22 protein-coding genes are annotated in these 15,503 nt (G+C 41.5%); 18 read left to right on the forward strand and 4 right to left on the reverse strand.

Annotation, left to right across the window (positions count from 1 at the left end; all coding sequences use genetic code 11):
• Window positions 1–7 precede the first annotated feature (7 nt).
• From kamA to GGQ95_RS11210, 5 genes are all read left to right on the forward strand, one after another.
• Window positions 8–1,411, forward strand: coding sequence for a lysine 2,3-aminomutase (kamA, locus tag GGQ95_RS11190; protein ID WP_376768713.1), 1,404 nt, complete (start codon window positions 8–10; stop codon window positions 1,409–1,411).
• Entirely contained in the window at window positions 1,408–1,680 is a 273-nt protein-coding gene (locus GGQ95_RS11195; RefSeq protein WP_066149071.1) for a YokU family protein, read from the forward strand. The genes kamA and GGQ95_RS11195 overlap by 4 nt, the downstream gene beginning before the upstream one ends.
• Window positions 1,681–1,974: 294 nt before the next feature.
• Window positions 1,975–2,193 carry a YozE family protein gene (locus GGQ95_RS11200; RefSeq protein WP_044746010.1) on the forward strand — a complete coding sequence of 73 codons (219 nt, stop codon included), beginning with the start codon at window positions 1,975–1,977 and terminating at the stop codon, window positions 2,191–2,193.
• Window positions 2,194–2,334: 141 nt separating this feature from the next.
• Window positions 2,335–2,985: a germination protein YodN gene (yodN, locus tag GGQ95_RS11205; protein ID WP_044746009.1), complete on the forward strand. Its 651-nt coding sequence runs from the start codon at window positions 2,335–2,337 to the stop codon at window positions 2,983–2,985.
• Between the two features lie 244 nt (window positions 2,986–3,229).
• A complete protein-coding gene (locus tag GGQ95_RS11210; protein ID WP_080861053.1) occupies window positions 3,230–3,406 on the forward strand; it encodes a YozD family protein in 177 nt (58 codons plus the stop codon).
• 50 nt (window positions 3,407–3,456) lie between these two features.
• Here the strand turns inward: GGQ95_RS11210 and GGQ95_RS11215 are convergent, their stop codons facing one another.
• A complete protein-coding gene (locus tag GGQ95_RS11215) occupies window positions 3,457–4,578 on the reverse strand; it encodes a DUF2515 family protein (RefSeq protein ID WP_183186786.1) in 1,122 nt (373 codons plus the stop codon).
• Between the two features lie 80 nt (window positions 4,579–4,658).
• Here GGQ95_RS11215 and GGQ95_RS11220 point away from each other — a divergent pair, with 80 nt between their 5' ends.
• The 5 genes from GGQ95_RS11220 to GGQ95_RS11240 all read left to right on the forward strand — a co-directional run bounded on the left by GGQ95_RS11220 (window position 4,659) and on the right by GGQ95_RS11240 (window position 7,344).
• Entirely contained in the window at window positions 4,659–4,853 is a 195-nt protein-coding gene (locus GGQ95_RS11220; RefSeq protein WP_221212083.1) for a hypothetical protein, read from the forward strand.
• Between the two features lie 2 nt (window positions 4,854–4,855).
• The gene (locus GGQ95_RS11225) at window positions 4,856–5,683 is read left to right on the forward strand and encodes a serine/threonine protein kinase (protein ID WP_183186787.1); all 828 of its coding nucleotides are present in this window, start codon (window positions 4,856–4,858) and stop codon (window positions 5,681–5,683) included.
• Window positions 5,667–6,431: a sporulation protein gene (locus GGQ95_RS11230; RefSeq protein WP_183186788.1), complete on the forward strand. Its 765-nt coding sequence runs from the start codon at window positions 5,667–5,669 to the stop codon at window positions 6,429–6,431. The genes GGQ95_RS11225 and GGQ95_RS11230 overlap by 17 nt, the downstream gene beginning before the upstream one ends.
• Window positions 6,432–6,753: 322 nt before the next feature.
• Complete coding sequence (locus GGQ95_RS11235; protein WP_080861061.1) at window positions 6,754–7,071, forward strand: YodL domain-containing protein; 318 nt, start codon at window positions 6,754–6,756, stop codon at window positions 7,069–7,071.
• Window positions 7,072–7,164: 93 nt separating this feature from the next.
• Entirely contained in the window at window positions 7,165–7,344 is a 180-nt protein-coding gene (locus GGQ95_RS11240; RefSeq protein ID WP_044746003.1) for a hypothetical protein, read from the forward strand.
• A gap of 62 nt (window positions 7,345–7,406) precedes the next feature.
• Here the strand turns inward: GGQ95_RS11240 and yoyE are convergent, their stop codons facing one another.
• On the reverse strand, window positions 7,407–7,562 hold the full coding sequence (gene yoyE, locus GGQ95_RS11245; RefSeq protein ID WP_172798633.1) for a protein YoyE: 156 nt from the start codon (window positions 7,560–7,562) through the stop codon (window positions 7,407–7,409).
• 119 nt (window positions 7,563–7,681) lie between these two features.
• Between yoyE and GGQ95_RS11250 the strand changes: the two genes are divergently transcribed.
• The 3 genes from GGQ95_RS11250 (at window position 7,682) to GGQ95_RS11260 (ending at window position 10,119) form a co-directional block, all read left to right on the forward strand.
• On the forward strand, window positions 7,682–8,077 hold the full coding sequence (locus tag GGQ95_RS11250; protein WP_244963699.1) for a hypothetical protein: 396 nt from the start codon (window positions 7,682–7,684) through the stop codon (window positions 8,075–8,077).
• Between the two features lie 438 nt (window positions 8,078–8,515).
• The gene (deoD, locus tag GGQ95_RS11255) at window positions 8,516–9,220 is read left to right on the forward strand and encodes a purine-nucleoside phosphorylase (protein ID WP_183186789.1); all 705 of its coding nucleotides are present in this window, start codon (window positions 8,516–8,518) and stop codon (window positions 9,218–9,220) included.
• Window positions 9,221–9,270: 50 nt separating this feature from the next.
• Complete coding sequence (locus GGQ95_RS11260) at window positions 9,271–10,119, forward strand: M15 family metallopeptidase (protein WP_244963700.1); 849 nt, start codon at window positions 9,271–9,273, stop codon at window positions 10,117–10,119.
• Window positions 10,120–10,435: 316 nt separating this feature from the next.
• Here GGQ95_RS11260 and GGQ95_RS11265 read toward each other — a convergent pair whose 3' ends face one another.
• Together GGQ95_RS11265 and GGQ95_RS11270 are read right to left on the reverse strand one after the other, a co-directional pair.
• A complete protein-coding gene (locus GGQ95_RS11265; protein WP_066149060.1) occupies window positions 10,436–10,696 on the reverse strand; it encodes a hypothetical protein in 261 nt (86 codons plus the stop codon).
• A gap of 69 nt (window positions 10,697–10,765) precedes the next feature.
• The gene (locus GGQ95_RS11270) at window positions 10,766–11,464 is read right to left on the reverse strand and encodes a class I SAM-dependent methyltransferase (protein ID WP_183186790.1); all 699 of its coding nucleotides are present in this window, start codon (window positions 11,462–11,464) and stop codon (window positions 10,766–10,768) included.
• 198 nt (window positions 11,465–11,662) lie between these two features.
• On the opposite strand from GGQ95_RS11270, the gene GGQ95_RS11275 reads away from it, so the two are divergent.
• The 5 genes from GGQ95_RS11275 (at window position 11,663) to GGQ95_RS11295 (ending at window position 15,456) form a co-directional block, all read left to right on the forward strand.
• The gene (locus tag GGQ95_RS11275; RefSeq protein ID WP_183186791.1) at window positions 11,663–12,526 is read left to right on the forward strand and encodes a cation diffusion facilitator family transporter; all 864 of its coding nucleotides are present in this window, start codon (window positions 11,663–11,665) and stop codon (window positions 12,524–12,526) included.
• A gap of 60 nt (window positions 12,527–12,586) precedes the next feature.
• A complete protein-coding gene (gene corA / locus GGQ95_RS11280) occupies window positions 12,587–13,495 on the forward strand; it encodes a magnesium/cobalt transporter CorA (RefSeq protein WP_080861067.1) in 909 nt (302 codons plus the stop codon).
• Window positions 13,496–13,912: 417 nt separating this feature from the next.
• On the forward strand, window positions 13,913–14,827 hold the full coding sequence (rarD, locus tag GGQ95_RS11285; protein WP_183186792.1) for an EamA family transporter RarD: 915 nt from the start codon (window positions 13,913–13,915) through the stop codon (window positions 14,825–14,827).
• A gap of 330 nt (window positions 14,828–15,157) precedes the next feature.
• On the forward strand, window positions 15,158–15,256 hold the full coding sequence (locus tag GGQ95_RS11290; protein ID WP_080861071.1) for a YjcZ family sporulation protein: 99 nt from the start codon (window positions 15,158–15,160) through the stop codon (window positions 15,254–15,256).
• Between the two features lie 44 nt (window positions 15,257–15,300).
• Complete coding sequence (locus GGQ95_RS11295) at window positions 15,301–15,456, forward strand: YjcZ family sporulation protein (RefSeq protein ID WP_063504935.1); 156 nt, start codon at window positions 15,301–15,303, stop codon at window positions 15,454–15,456.
• The last annotated feature ends 47 nt before the right edge of the window (window positions 15,457–15,503 follow it).

Raw genomic sequence — 15,503 nt, forward strand, 5'->3', positions numbered from 1 at the left:
ACTACCTATGAGTCTATATCGGCCGAAACGCCATTGGAAGGAAATCGAGCTTTGGAAGGATGTCACAGAAGAGCAGTGGAATAATTGGCTTTGGCAATTAACGAATACGATTCGTACGCTTGATGATTTGAAAAAGGTCATTCATTTAACACCAGAGGAAGAAGAAGGGGTGAAAATTTCTGCTAAAACCATCCCGTTGAACATTACTCCTTATTACGCCTCATTGATGAATCCAGATGATCCTCGCTGCCCGATTCGCATGCAGTCTGTGCCAATTGGACAAGAACAGTATAAAACAAAATACGACCTTGAAGATCCGCTGCATGAGGACGAAGATTCTCCCGTTCCGGGACTGACTCATCGCTATCCGGACCGTGTTCTCTTTTTAATTACGAACCAATGCTCGATGTACTGCCGCTACTGTACGCGAAGACGTTTTTCCGGCCAGGTCGGTATGGGGGTGCCAAAAAAGCAGCTGGATGTTGCCATTGATTATATCGCACAAACTCCGCAAGTGCGCGATGTTTTATTGTCAGGTGGCGATGCTTTATTAGTCAATGATCAAATTTTAGAGTACATTTTAAAAAAACTGCGAGCCATTCCCCATGTTGAAATTATTCGCATCGGCACAAGAGCTCCGGTGGTATTTCCGCAGCGGATTACCGAAAATTTATGCAACATCTTAAAAAAAAATCATCCAGTATGGCTGAATACCCACTTCAATACTTCCATTGAGATTACGGAAGAATCAAAACGTGCCTGTGAAATGCTGGTTGATGCCGGCGTTCCTGTGGGGAATCAAGCCGTCATTTTAGCGGGAATTAACGACAGCGTTCCAATCATGAAAAAACTAATGCATGATTTAGTGAAAATTCGTGTGCGTCCGTATTACATTTATCAGTGTGATTTATCAGAAGGAATTAGCCATTTTCGCGCTCCTGTATCAAAAGGGTTAGAAATCATTGAAGGATTGCGGGGACACACCTCGGGATATGCCGTGCCGGTTTTTGTGGTTGACGCTCCTGGCGGCGGCGGGAAAATTGCCTTGCAACCGAACTACCTCATTTCACAAACGCCAGAAAAAGTGATTTTGCGCAATTATGAAGGCGTGATTACGTCATATCCGGAGCCGAAGGGTTATGTTCCCAATCGAGCGGAGGCCTATTTTCAAGAAATTTTTCCGGATATGGATCAGAAGCAATCAACGGCGGGTATTTCCGGCATCGCCAATGACACACGATTTTCGATTGTTCCTGAAAAATTAGAGCGCATTGAACGGCGAAAAATGTATGAATCAGATCCTGCTCATAAATCATTAAAGGATTTGCGGGAAAAAAGAGATGAACTGAAAGAGAAAAAATATCAAGCGATGCTGAAAAAAACAAATGAAACGGAGATGAAGAAGGAATGACTACATGCCTTTGGTGCGGGTTTTCACAAGCTCAAGAAACGAAACAAACGGTTTATTGGGAGCTGCCAGACGGGCTTCGGGCTATTGAAATTACCCATACTCCAAGCATTTCCTGTCCGGACTGCCAAATGGTGTATCAAGAAGATGATGTGGTTGAAGAGATTGAGGATCAGCTCTTTTTAATTGATACGAGCCGTTTGTCCAGTACCGTCACTTATGAAGAGCTAATGAGCCAGCCGCGCCGTTTAAAAAGAAATTATTTTAAATGACATCAGATGTGTGGATGATTCACTAAAAACCTATGGATGTCGCTTGATTCCTCGCTTTTCTGCCTTAGACGCAAGCCCTTCTCGAACAACAAACGTTGGCGAAACGGATATGTCTGCTGCCGTTCTTATTTGAAGGAAGAGGAAGAGAAGCCAATGTTTAACCAGATCGTTCTCTGTTTTTGTAAAATAATGGATCATTCACACTTATGAAATGAAAATATCTCTTCACAAATATCATGAAACCCATTAAAATGACAAGCAGCAGAAGAATGAATAAAAAAGAGGATGAGAGAAATGGAGCGTTCATTTTATCGATATTTGCTGAGATTTCGCGATGGAAAAAAAGATGACCCATTTGTTCGCTTGGCGAATGGGGTTTATCATGATCACGGTTTTCCAAAAGCTTCAGCTGATTACGATGAAATCAGCCGTTATTTAGAAATGAATGGGGATTATGTAGAAAGCATGACGGTGTTTGATGAAGTATGGGAGCGTTTTTTGCAAGAAGCGTAAGCGCGTTCAAGCAAGAACGCTCTTTTTTCATTCGATCGCTTACGAAATTGGATTTCTGCATATTCCTTGGATAATGAGTGTCCGCTTGTTTCTATCTGCATATAATTTACTATAGCACTTGATCGAAGGGAGGGAAACTTGATGAAGACGCCAAAATTTGCGCTTGGCGATATTGTTGTCAATACGTTGTATGGAACGGTAGGGATGGTGACTGACATTCAGCATGTTGATGATATGTTTTTGTATGAAGTAAATCATAGTCAAAGCTTATTTATGGAACAATCGCTTGTATTGCTATCAGAATTTTCCGGTGATGTGCTCATTGCGGAAGAAATTGAAATTGAACTTCCTTTCTTTCTTGGTGAGCTTGTGCATGTCCACAATTATGATCACGATTTATTTAAAATTATTGGTGTACGGACGGAGATCTATCGTTATCAAGAAGAAAGCTGGGAGGAAATTGTATATGAGCTAAAGCGCTTAGAGGACGGTTTAGAAATCGAGGCGAATATTGAGGATGTCATTTCCATCGCGTCTTCAGAAGAAACATCGGTAACGGTTTTACAAGATATCACACTCCTTGGGTATCTTGGTGAGCATCAATTGCTTTCTTCGTATTTACCGCTTCCAGAACGCCCGACAGAGGATGGATCAATCGATCAACTGTTAGATGCTTATAACGATTATCAACGGCTATATGAATGGTTTGGCGACGAACAGTATAAGAGCATGATGGAAATGACAGTCACTCGTTTACAAAAGCTTGTCCAAAAGAAAGATTTACCATCATAAAAATTGGATAAGTATATAGAAAAAATAAGGGATACCTAAGCAAACAATCGCTAAAAATAGGCTGTTTGTGACGGTTTCCATGACATGATCAATGATTTCGTCCATTTTATTCAAAGCAACCCCTCCCTTGTTTTGCTATTTCTAATGTATGAGCGACTCTTTTTTTGCATACATACGGATGAAAAAAATCTTTTGACATAAATCGGAGTTTTGCCACATACAACAATACAAAGGGGGCGATAGGATGAAAGAAATCGAGGTCGTCATTGATACGGAAGAAATTGCGGAATTTTTTTTTAAAGAACTGATTCGCCGCGGTTTTGTTCCATCGCGGATGGAGCTTGAGGAGATGGCGGATATTACGTTTGACTACTTAATTGAGAAATGCATTATTGATGAAGAAATGGATGATGATGAATAAGAAAAGAAAAAATAAGAAAAGAAAAAAACGACGAGATGACCTCGTCGTTTTTAGTTTGTTAACTTTGCGGCAGCAAGTAGCTTTTTGAGATTTTGCTTATAATGACTGGTGATTTCTGGCGCTTTGACGAATGGAAGTTGTTTGATTTCTTGTAGGATTGCGAGATCGTGAAACCAATCGCGGCGATCAGAAAAACGATGCGTCACATCAGCCCACGCTTCTTGTAAGTGCGGGCTGTAGATATGAGCGGCTTTTGTATGGTTGATCGCCGAAAAAATATGCGGCCAAAAATCAGCGCGCGATCCTGTATGCTTGGTTTGGCTAACAAAACGGCCCACGCCTCTTAAAATGCGCTTTCTGTAAAACAGCATGCCATAAAGAGCTTTTCCTATCTGAATGCGGTGATATACATCAGCGAAGTCACGAGCCGTGATCCCAGCAAGATGGATTCGCTCGTTATGCACATAAGGAATCAATAAATCATTCAATCCGAGCCATTGCTGAATGAGAAATGGAAAAGAATCAAGAACGTGCCGTTGATAGAACGGATGGTCAACGACCCGCTGTTGAATATATTGCTGCTCGTTAATAATGAGTGCTACGGTCAATAGTGGAGAATCCTTTGTTTGATAAAAATACTCCCAAAACGGGCGCATAAATGAAGAAACAGAGAAGGCGGGAAGCAGATGAAACAGCGCTTTGTTATGTTGCCTGCTTGCTTCATATAGCAAAAGCTGAGGATAAGCATCGTGGAAGATTAAGGCATTGGCTCGTTCTAAAAATAAAAAAAGCGGCTGAATTTGCTCGCGGCCAATAATCGATGGGATTAACCCGCCTTTGAGATCAGTCATATTCCAGCCTCCATTACGCGAAACGAGATGTGCTACAAGCGCCCAATGAATCTCGGGAAAGCGTGTGAAAAAAGAAAGATACGCTTGTGTACGTGTAACGTTATTGCGGTTATGATGTTTTGTTTGTTGGCGAATCCAGGAGATAAGACGCTTTTCTTCGTCCGTGAACGGCTGGCTTTTTTCTGGCTTCTCCCACTGTCGGCATAAGTATTCACATATAGAAGATGAGGCAATCGGAATGGACTCCCGATATAAAAGATGTCGATATAGTGATTGGAATGGGTGAGAAATCTTGGCGATCCAATTGTGAAAACTGTCCATTGCAAGTATCTCCTTAAAACTTTTTGAAACTTCCTTTGCCTTTTGACGTATATATAAGGGACTATGGATCAAAGGGAGCGATGGCAGTGTTAAGAAAAATCATGAAGTCGATTCTGAAAGAAAACCTTTCGCGCCGCCACCATAAGCCACATTATTCGAGCAGCGATCATTATTCAAAATATCGTAAGCATATTCATCCATCTCATTACGGTCATGGGCATTATAAAAAGAAGCATCGCAGCGGAAGCTTTTTTTCCAGCTTCTTTAGCAGCTAACCATGAATCTTTCTTATTTTTTCATGAACATTCAGCGAATATTCGAACGACGCTATAAAAAAGGAGCTGTTTTGTATGGCCGCTACGAAATCATACAGGAGCTAGGGATGGGAAGCTATGGCATCACGTATTTGGCGAACGATTTGCACACAAATAAACAAGTCGTGATCAAGCAAATGCGAAAGCGGAAGCGGAAAACAAGAGAAGATTCTTTTAGAAGAGAGACCGCTATTTTAAGGCAACTCAATCACTCGCAAATTCCTGCTTTATACGACACGTTTACTGTGCGTCATACTCCCTATCTCGTAATGGAGTATATGGAGGGGGACACGGTAGAATCACTTATCTTCGCAAAGGGAAAAGTATTTACGGAAGAAGAAGCCTTTCAATTATTAAAACAAGTATTAACGATTGTTGAGTATATTCATGCAAAAGGAATTGTTCATCGTGATTTGCGAATCCCGAATATCTTGCTGCGCGATGAGGATGTCTGCATTATCGACTTTGGTCTGGCGCGCTTTTTATCCGAACAGGATCCTCATATAGAAACATATATTCTGGAAAAAAAGCTACGCCGGCAGATTGATGTGAAAAGCGACATTTATGCATTGGGACACTTTTTATTGTTTTTGCTCTATTCTTCCTATGAGCCGACGACGAAAGAGGAAAGAAGCTGGGAAGAAGAATTGGAAATATCGAATTTCGCTCGCACCATTTTGCGAAGGATGCTGCAAATTACGGAGCCTTATGACGAGATCGCGTCATTAAAGGAGGATATTGATTGCATGCTCAAACGGAAGGAGAGGAACAAGCATGTCATTATTTCATAAAATGCTGGCAAGCATCGGAATAGGAGCGGCTAAAGTAGATGCCAAGCTGATATCTGAAAGGCTTATGATCGGCGACGATGTTCAGGGAGTGGTCGATATCATAGGAGGCAGCAGCGCGCAAGAAATTGATCATATTTATATTTCTCTCTATACTACGTATACAGTGGAGATTGATGATCGAAAAAGCACGCGCCATGCGTTGATTGGCAAATGGCGCATCACTGACAAGTTTACGATCGGAGCTCATGAGAGGCGACAAATCCCTTTTCGTTTTACTCTCCCGATTGAGACGCCGATTTCTGTTGGAAGGACAAAGGTATGGCTTCATACAGGATTGGATATCAAGCAAGCGCTTGACCCAACAGATGAAGATTATATTCGCGTTGAACCGTCTCCGGTCATGACCGCTGTATTAGCGGCTGTGGAACAGCTTGGATTTCGATTGCGTGAGGCGGAATGTAAAAAAGCGCGAGGTGCGAACGGTCTTCCTTTTGTTCAAGAATTTGAGTATGTTCCGAAAGCCGGATCATTCCGTAGTAAATTGGATGAGATTGAACTTGTATTTTCGCCGATTTCGAAAGATGAAGTCGAAATATACATGCAGATTGATCGTCGGGCGCGTGGATTGGGCAGCTTGCTGGCAGAAGCGATGGATTTAGATGAATCGCATGTTCGGTTTCGCGTCACCACTGCTGAAATTGCCCAGCTTCCTCAAAAGCTTTCCCGTTTGCTACAATCGTATTGCTAAAAATGGAGCGACAAGCAGACGATGAACAAACGCTTTCATACTGTGCCACTTGCCTCGTTGATGAACGTCTTGATTCGATTCGCATCTTTGCTCAGCCGCGTTTCTTATCTGAAAAGCGTCAAGACAGTTGAAGATGGAACATTCGAAATGAGTGGATGTCGGAGAGATAGGGAAAGTCAAAATGAATTTTGTCTGAAATCTGAAAGATTGGGCTACAAGCCCGATCTTTTTTTAGTTCGACAAAACAACTGTTATTTTGCTAAAGGAATCGACAGTCAACATGACTAATAAATTGATAAAAGAAAAGAAAGGGAGATGTTATATGGTTCGGCTTTTAGTGAAAAAAATGTTGAGATCACGGCAAATCTACGATGCGACACTGCTGCAGACGCCAAGATACGGACAGGTGAAGGGATATGAGCCTGTTTATCGTTTAACGGTCAATGCTACTACGCACGATGAAGCACTGGCGATGATTTATCGCATGTTTAACGTAGCGGATTTGCTTCCAAAAGACTATAAGGCGCGGTATGTTAGTACAGGAGATGTTGTCCTCATTGATGAAGGAACGTACGGAAAAACGTATTACAAGCTTTGCGCAGAAGGATGGAAAAAAATCAATCGTGTCCACATTCGATAATGATTAATTTTAGAAAATTCTAAAAAATTATTTTGTTTGTCGAGAAAGTATGCTACAATGAAAAAAATCGAATAGTTTCGTGGACACAAGGGAATGGATAAAAATAAAAAAGGAGGCGAGGATTTGAAACGGCAACAAGAGCCACCGACTGTGGCGCCGGGAATAGACGATGATGAAGAATTGAGACAAAAAGCTTCAAAAGAGGAAATTGCGCGCGGAGACTATACGAAGGTTGTGACGCTCGCGCTGGATGAAGTAGATTCATCGTCGTAAAAACAAACCCTTGTGTTCAGCAAGGGTTTGTTTCGTTTTACCGTTAAATTTTGTAAGACGTATTAGCTGTCAGGATTGTCGTGATGGCCGGGACCGTTTTTTCGTCCGGTTGCTGAATACTCCTTAGCATGTGCTGCGTTTTCTGACTGTAGTGCCTCTTTTGGAATATGATTATTCTTCTTCTGTCCGTTTATTCGGTTTCGATGTTTTTTCCCCATTGTTTCGCCTCCTTTGTGTTGTTTGCCTATTAGTATGTGCTGCTTCTATTAGGATTATCGTTGGAGATTTTTTGCAGAGTTTTGACTTTAAATGCTAAATAAAGGAAGGAGATTGAAGAATGATGACGGCATTAATCGCTTCTGCTTTTCTTTCGATAATATTGACAATGGTTTTATTGTCTATAAAAGCAGTCATAGAGAGAAAGTTTAACCGGCGCAGAAAAATTTCGAGTTTGCATGTTGCCAATGTGCTGTTGCTTGGCATAATCATTGCTGGCTTGTATTATATATTAAGCGAAGCGAATAGTCGGCCCTCGTTTCCGTCATTCTTTTATGTATATTTTGGAGCCATTCAACTGCTGTTGCCAATCTATGCCCTTGTTTGCATCGGATTTTCAAAATACGAAAGAAAAAGGAAAAAATATATAATAAGTCCTGATAAAAAGGTATTGTATATTAAAGAGGAGTATTTAGCTCGGGGGCGGCATGATAACTATCAATCGAAGACTTCCTAGCTTTTTGGCTATCGTTGCTTTTTCTTCTATATGAATGTGGTCAGTAGAGAAAATAGGGAGGACACTCCCTACCTTTTTTGTGCTTCTGATCTTTTCCTACGAAATCTTCTTCTAACTGTACCTACTAATAAAATTTTTTAATCATGAATTAAATAAAAAGATGTTCATAATATAAAAAAGAAAGGACCGCTCGTTGTACGGATTGGGACAGATGTAACTGGAAATGTTTATATTTGTATCAATATGGATTTATAGTTGGGCTTTTATGGCATCAATAGCATAGACAGGTCCATAGAATGGTCTCTTGCCGTCGATTTTTCAAAGATGATTCATTCCATCTTCCGTGTGTGGAACGATCCATCATTCTTACCATTGTGCATATTCAGTAAAGAGTGTACAATGGTTGAGTAAAACGATCTTTTTGAAGGAGGACATGGAATGAGTATCCATATCGAAGCGAAAGAACATGAAATTGCTGAGAAAGTTTTGCTGCCAGGAGATCCGCTTCGAGCACAATATATCGCAGAAACATTTTTAGAAGGAGCAACGTGCTACAACCGCGTACGCGGCATGTTTGGTTTTACAGGTACATATAAAGGACACCGAATTTCTGTTCAAGGAACGGGAATGGGGGTACCGTCTATTTCGATTTATATAAATGAACTGATGCAAAGCTATAACGTCCAAACGCTGATTCGTGTAGGCACATGCGGAGCGATTCAAAAAGATGTAAAGGTGCGCGACGTGATTTTGGCCATGAGCGCATCAACTGATTCACAAATGAACCGTGCCACGTTTGGGGCTGTGGACTATGCGCCAACAGCGAACTTTGATTTGCTGCGAACAGCATATGATATTGGCGGTGAAAAGGGCCTGCAGCTAAAAGTAGGGAACGTATTCACAGCCGATATGTTCTATAACGAAAATGCAGAGTTTGAAAGATGGGCGCGTTACGGAGTGTTGGCGGTTGAGATGGAAACAGCTGCACTTTATACATTAGCCGCTAAATTTGGCCGTAAAGCCCTTTCGATTCTAACGGTGAGCGACCATATTTTAACTGGCGAAGAAACGACAGCGCAAGAGCGTCAAACAACGTTTAATGATATGATCGAAGTCGCTTTAGAAGCGGTGATCCATTCTTAATCCGTACAATTCGAAGTGAGCCAAGAATGCTCAAAAGCAAGGTGAAAAACATGCAAAAAGTAATCATCACAGCCATAGCGGCAGCGTGTCTGCTCGGTGGTTGCGCAACGCAAAAAGAACATATGCAACATCAGTCGCAAGAACAAACGGAGCCGACAGATCAGCATCCGGAAAAAGTGAATACAAAGGAACAAGGCAATGAGACGAAAGCGCCAGTGACCGAGCAAGAAACAAAGCCGCCAACAGATCAGGATCTAGTGCTTGAATCGCAATATTGGAATGTAGTTGAAGTAAAAAACGGCATGAAGGTCATTATGAACCCTGCTAATATATTGGCGATGGTGAACAAGGAACAGAGTTTGCCATCTACCTATAAACCAAGTGACTTAGTGATTCCAAATGTACCGTTTTCTTTTTCTGAAACGAATGTCGAAAAGCGGCATATGCGCAAAGAAGCGGCAAACGCTCTCGAACAATTATTTACAGCTGCCCGTCAAGCGGGTATCCAGCTTGTAGCCGTATCGGGATATCGATCTTATGATCGGCAAAAGGTTTTATTTGATGAAGAAGTGCGAAAGAATGGAAAAGCGAAAGCGGTTCAAGCTGTGGCGATCCCAGGACAAAGCGAACATCAAACAGGGCTGGCTATAGACATTTCAAGCCCGAGCGTCCGCAATGGCTTGACGGAAGCTTTTGGCCAAACGAAAGAAGGGAAATGGGTGGCAGCCTATGCTCATGAATACGGATTTATTGTTCGCTATCCAAAGGGCAAGGAAGCGATTACCGGATATGAGTATGAGCCATGGCATTTGCGCTATGTCGGAACAAAAGCCGCTAAAGTCATTTTTGAAAAAGGAATTACGCTAGAAGAATATTTCCGGATTGTAAAAAAAGTATAGCGTTTTCTTATACTTTCATCATGCAAAACAAAAGCAGCGGATCTACCATGGATCCGCTGCTTGTTCATTTAGGGAGTTCTGGAACTCACGAGAATCGCTAGGAATGAATCACATTTAGCAGATGGCGATCTTCTCCTTGCGTTTGAACGCTAAAACGGAAGCGAAGTTGCGTTTTTATCCTTCTAACCGTACAGGCAACTAAACTGAAGCGCAGATGTTTTCGACTCATTAGTGAATAGGGAAATCTGCGGAGCAGATGGAGAAGATTCATGAGCAAGGATACTGTCCGGTTTTTTAGGAAGGAAAAAGAGAAAGCCTACCAGAATAATCCGACTAATGCGATTCCTGCAATTGCACCGAGTGCAATTCCATAGCCAAATCCCCAACCCCAGCCCCAACCCCAGCCTGGATATCCGTATCCAAATCCGCCTAAATTTCGTTGGTTATTAGGGCTGATATAGACACGATTGGGCGTGACGCGAGTAATTCGGCCAACATGAACATTGCCGGATCGATCATGAATTCGCACCACTTGGCCGCGATAACGGCAGCAGACATCGTACCATTGTTGTGACATGTATAGTCCTCCTTTTTATTGATATATTTATAGGGTATGTGTCGAAAAAAAAGAGGTTTGTACCAATGTCTACTTTTGGCACGAAAATATGCAATAACCAAGCTGAGTTCCATATCGTTTTTTCATATATTCATGTGTGTTTAAGATCGCCATTGTCTCAGCAGATAAACGAGTCTCCAGTGTAAAGATCGTTTGGTCGGCAGGATATTGGGTGGCGGAATAGGCAGCCATTTGAATTGCGCGAAATCCGTATTTACGTAAAAGAAGATGCCACTCTTTTTTTGTAAGAAGCTGTCGAAATTGATAAAACGAACAAATTTCCTTTTTGTCGCTTTCGGACAACTGCGCATGAGCCGCTTCAATACCAATGAGCTTCCCATGCGGCTTTAACGCTCGATAGATTTCTTGTAACGCTTTTGGCAGTTTGACGAAAGAAAGAACAGATTCGCATAATACAATATCAAATTGCTCAGGTTGAAATGGTAAGGATTCGATGGAAGCTTGATATAGATGAACCGGCTGTGGAAGGGAAGAAAAGCGGCTCTTGGCTTTTTCAAGCATTTTAGGATGAATATCAATAGCGGTTACGTGAGCGCCGTATGTTTCAGAAATGTAAGCAGCCGTTTGTCCGGTTCCGCATCCGACATCAAGAATTCGGGTTGTTGGTTGTATGTTAAGTTTACGTAATATTTTGTGGGTTAACAAAGGTCCGCCGGGATGTGCACTATCGATTCCTAACTCTGCTAAAACATCAAGATATGTTTTCAATTTTTCGTCCTCCAATGATTCTTTTTTATAATTTATGCGCAATGAGTGAATTTTGCCTTTATGCAATAAAGTTCCCTCAATAGGAAAAAGTTTGTCTTACTCTATAGTCCTTCTGTACACCAATTTTGTTGTTGTAGACCCACATGGTGTTATGCTGATAAACTATTACATGCAAATAGAAAAAGAAAGGTGAAATGCATGAAAGCAGAAGTTGGGGCTTGGGTGAGTATAGGGAGCTATCTAATCTTAGCGGCAGCGAAGCTTGCTATCGGTTATATTGCTCATTCGGATGGGGTGATGGCCGATGGATGGAACAATTTTACGGATATTGTTGCTTCTGTTGCCGTTTTAGTGGGAATAAAAATTGCGCAGAAACCGAGAGACCACAATCATCCATATGGACATTCGCGGGCAGAAAACATTTCATCGCTGATTGCCGCCTTTATTATGATGTCTATTGGAATCGATGTTGCTCTGAAGGGGGCCTTGTCGCTTTTTCATCAAGAACAAAATGAATCGCCGCAATGGCTGGCTGCGTGGGTAGGAATCGTTTCAGCTTTGGTGATGATGCTAGTGTATCGATTTAATCATCGTCTTTCTCAGCGTGTCAATAGCTCGGCATTGGCAGCAGCGGCAAAGGATCATTTATCGGATGCGTTCGTCAGCATCGGGACGGTCGTTGGAATTATTGGTGCACAGTTTCATCTTTTTTGGCTTGATCCATTAGCGGCCTTTATGATTGGGATCATGATTTGTAAAACGGCTTGGCACATTTTTGCTGAAGCCTCTCATTTGTTGACGGACGGATTTGATGAACAGACTTTAGCTGTGTATGAGCAAGAAATTGCTGAGATTGAAGGGGTTAAGCATGTTTCAGATGTAAAAGCGCGAATGGTGGGCAATCAAATCATTTTGGATGTGACCATTCATGTTGATGCAGCGCTGACAGTGGCGAAAAGCCATGAAATCGCTGATGAAGTGGAACGGATGATGAGGAACAAGCATCAAATTGAAATGACTCATGTTCATATTGAGCCAGCCTTCAACCTTAATCGTTCATAAATGATTAAGGTTTTTTTCATACTATAGAATAAATGCCGTAATGAAGAAAGGATTGTATCGATGCGACACGATGGAATAGCAGAGAAATGCTGGATTCATTTTACCGAGAGAACAAAACACGAGTTGAAATTGCTGGCGGAACAATTGAAGCTTCATCCACTCGCAACGCAATCTCTTTTGAGCGAGAGCCATTTACCGAAAATTGACGTATATGATGACAGTCTTTTTATTTCGCTGGCTTGGATCCAGGAGGAATGGCGTGTGAGCCGCTTACAGCTTATTATCACCAAGCAATATGTGATTAGCTATACAAAGAATAATGAGCCAATGATTGAGCAAGTAGAAAAAAAGCTGCTTCATCATCCTGAAGAAGCGGTTGATCCGTGCTTTGTTTTTTATCGGATGTTAGATGTAGCTACGTTTCATTTTTTACATGTGATTGATGAAATAGCCAATAAAATTCAAGCGCTTGAAAAACAAGTATTTAAAACCCCTTTTGAAAATGAGATTGGCCATAGCGTATATCGCTGGAAAGTAAAAATTCACGAGCTCCGCCAAACGATTGAAGCTCAAGAAGAAATGATGAAAACGTTAAACCATCCAGAAATTCCGCATATAAACGAAAAAATCCGTCCTTACCTTCAGGATGTGTCAAGCCGTTTCTCAAGGAGTACAGCCGCACTTGATGCGTTTAAGGAAACGTTATCAGACATTTTTAATTTACAGCTTTCATTGAAATCAGACCATATGAATACGATTATGAAGACGTTAACATTAGTTAGTGTGATTTTTATGCCAATGACCTTTGTTGCTGGTGTGTATGGGATGAATTTTAAATGGATGCCAGAGTTAACATGGACATATGGGTACATTTATGCATTGGGATTAATGGGAGGATTAGGAATAGCGATTGCATTTTATTTTAAGAAAAAAGGCTGGTGGGGAAAAAAGAAGGACGGCTCTATATAAGCAAAAGGACCATTAGTGTAAAAAGAAAAGGAAGGACGGGGGCTGCATCGATAGATGATATAACTCGATAGTTGTATGAATATGGAGCTATGCTGGTTCCATGACGAAGGCAAATCTGCCGATGACCGTGGTGATTTTGATCCAATAACAGTCTCCGCCCTAAGAGAAGAAGACAGAGAAATTTTCTGTAAAAGATCTTTTGCTTGGAAAGCTATGTAAAACGATTTATAATAGTAGCATTATGATAGCTGTTTGGTCTGGAAGCTGTCAGGCAAGACAAAGAGGGTATTGTTTTTTGAAGGGAGGTCAGATTTGCCTGCTCTTCGGTGGTTCTTAGTAGATACTTTGAAACAGACAGAGAGTGGATAGCTGATTCTGAGCCTACGAAAGCGGAAGCATAAAAAGGGGATAAGCAAAATGAAGCAACACAATGAAAAAGTAGGTATCCTGTATACGGCTGCAGCCTATTTGATGTGGGGAGTTTTACCTCTTTATTGGAAATTGCTCGATGAGCGTCAAGCGAGTGAAATTTTAGCGCATCGCATTGTTTGGTCATTCGTTTTTATGATTGCGTTGTTGACGTTAACAAAACAAATGCGTTCATGCTGGAAGCAATTTTTTGAGATGGTAAAGCAGCCAAAACAAGCATGGGGGATCATTGCGTCTTCATGCTTAATTAGCGGCAACTGGTTTATCTACATATGGGCGGTGAATCACGGACATATTGTGGAAGCAAGTCTTGGCTACTATATCAATCCGCTCATTAGCGTTGTTTTAGGCATGATTGTGCTGAAAGAGCGTTTAAACACATGGCAGTGGCTCTCTTTTTTACTCGCGTCTATCGGTGTTTGTCTCATTACTCTTCAATATGGAAAGTTTCCTTGGGTTGCGTTATCGCTTGCGTTGTCGTTTGGATTTTATGGATTGGCGAAAAAGTTGACATCGTTTGATTCCGCCATCGGTTTGACGATTGAAACGATGATGGTGACACCGTTGTCCTTTATTTATCTCATTTTTTTATATGCCCAGTCTCAAGATTTGCCTTCCTTTTCATGGTGGCAAACGCTTTTGTTAATCGGTGCAGGTCCAGTTACAGCGTTGCCGCTGTTGTATTTTGCGAAAGGTGCCAAACGCATTTCATTGACAATGCTCGGTTTTCTTCAATATATCTCGCCAACGTTAAGCTTATTATTTGGGGTTTTTCTGTTTCACGAAGCATTCACTAAGACGCATGTCTATGCATTTAGTTGTATTTGGTGTGCCCTGCTTATTTTTTCGTTTGCAAATGTGAAGCAGCTGCAACTGCCAAAGCGAAATTCAATGAAAATATAAACGAAATAAAAAATAGTCTTCGCCATGCGAGGACTATTTTTTATTTATGAAAGCTCATAATACTCAGATCCAATCGATTCACTGATGATCCTCGATACATATGATGAATGAACAGTATATGTAAAAAATGACGGTCGGTCGCCTAACCGTCAAAGGCGGATCATCCCCCACTCACATAGAAAGTGATATCGATCAGCGTTGCATGTAATGATGAACGAGCGTTACGGGTTCATGGAATGATATACAAATACCCATTTTTATAAAAAAGTCTAACCATTTTCACCTAAAGTGAATAGTCTACTAGTACAAAAGCGAAGGAGGTGCTCAAAGATGGGTGCAGCTTATGGCGGCGGTTTTGCGTTAATCGTTGTATTGTTTATTCTGTTGATTATTGTAGGTGCAGCATTTGTTGGTGGCTGGGTGTACTAATTCACCCTGCCATCATAACATGGCAATAAAAGGAGGGGTGTAGCATGTCATTTGGATACGGATGGGGCTATGGCGGCTTCGGTGGTTGCGGCGGCTATGGTGGCTACGGCGGCTACGGTGGCTACGGATATGGACGTGGCTTTGTGCTTATCGTCGTCTTGTTTATCCTGTTAATTATCGTTGGTGCAGCTTGGTGCTAACGAAAGCCAGCTAAAAATAAAAAATAAAAAAAGATAAAACGGAAGAA

The organism is Anoxybacteroides rupiense (genome assembly GCF_014196195.1).
Lineage (GTDB): Bacteria > Bacillota > Bacilli > Bacillales > Anoxybacillaceae > Anoxybacteroides > Anoxybacteroides rupiense.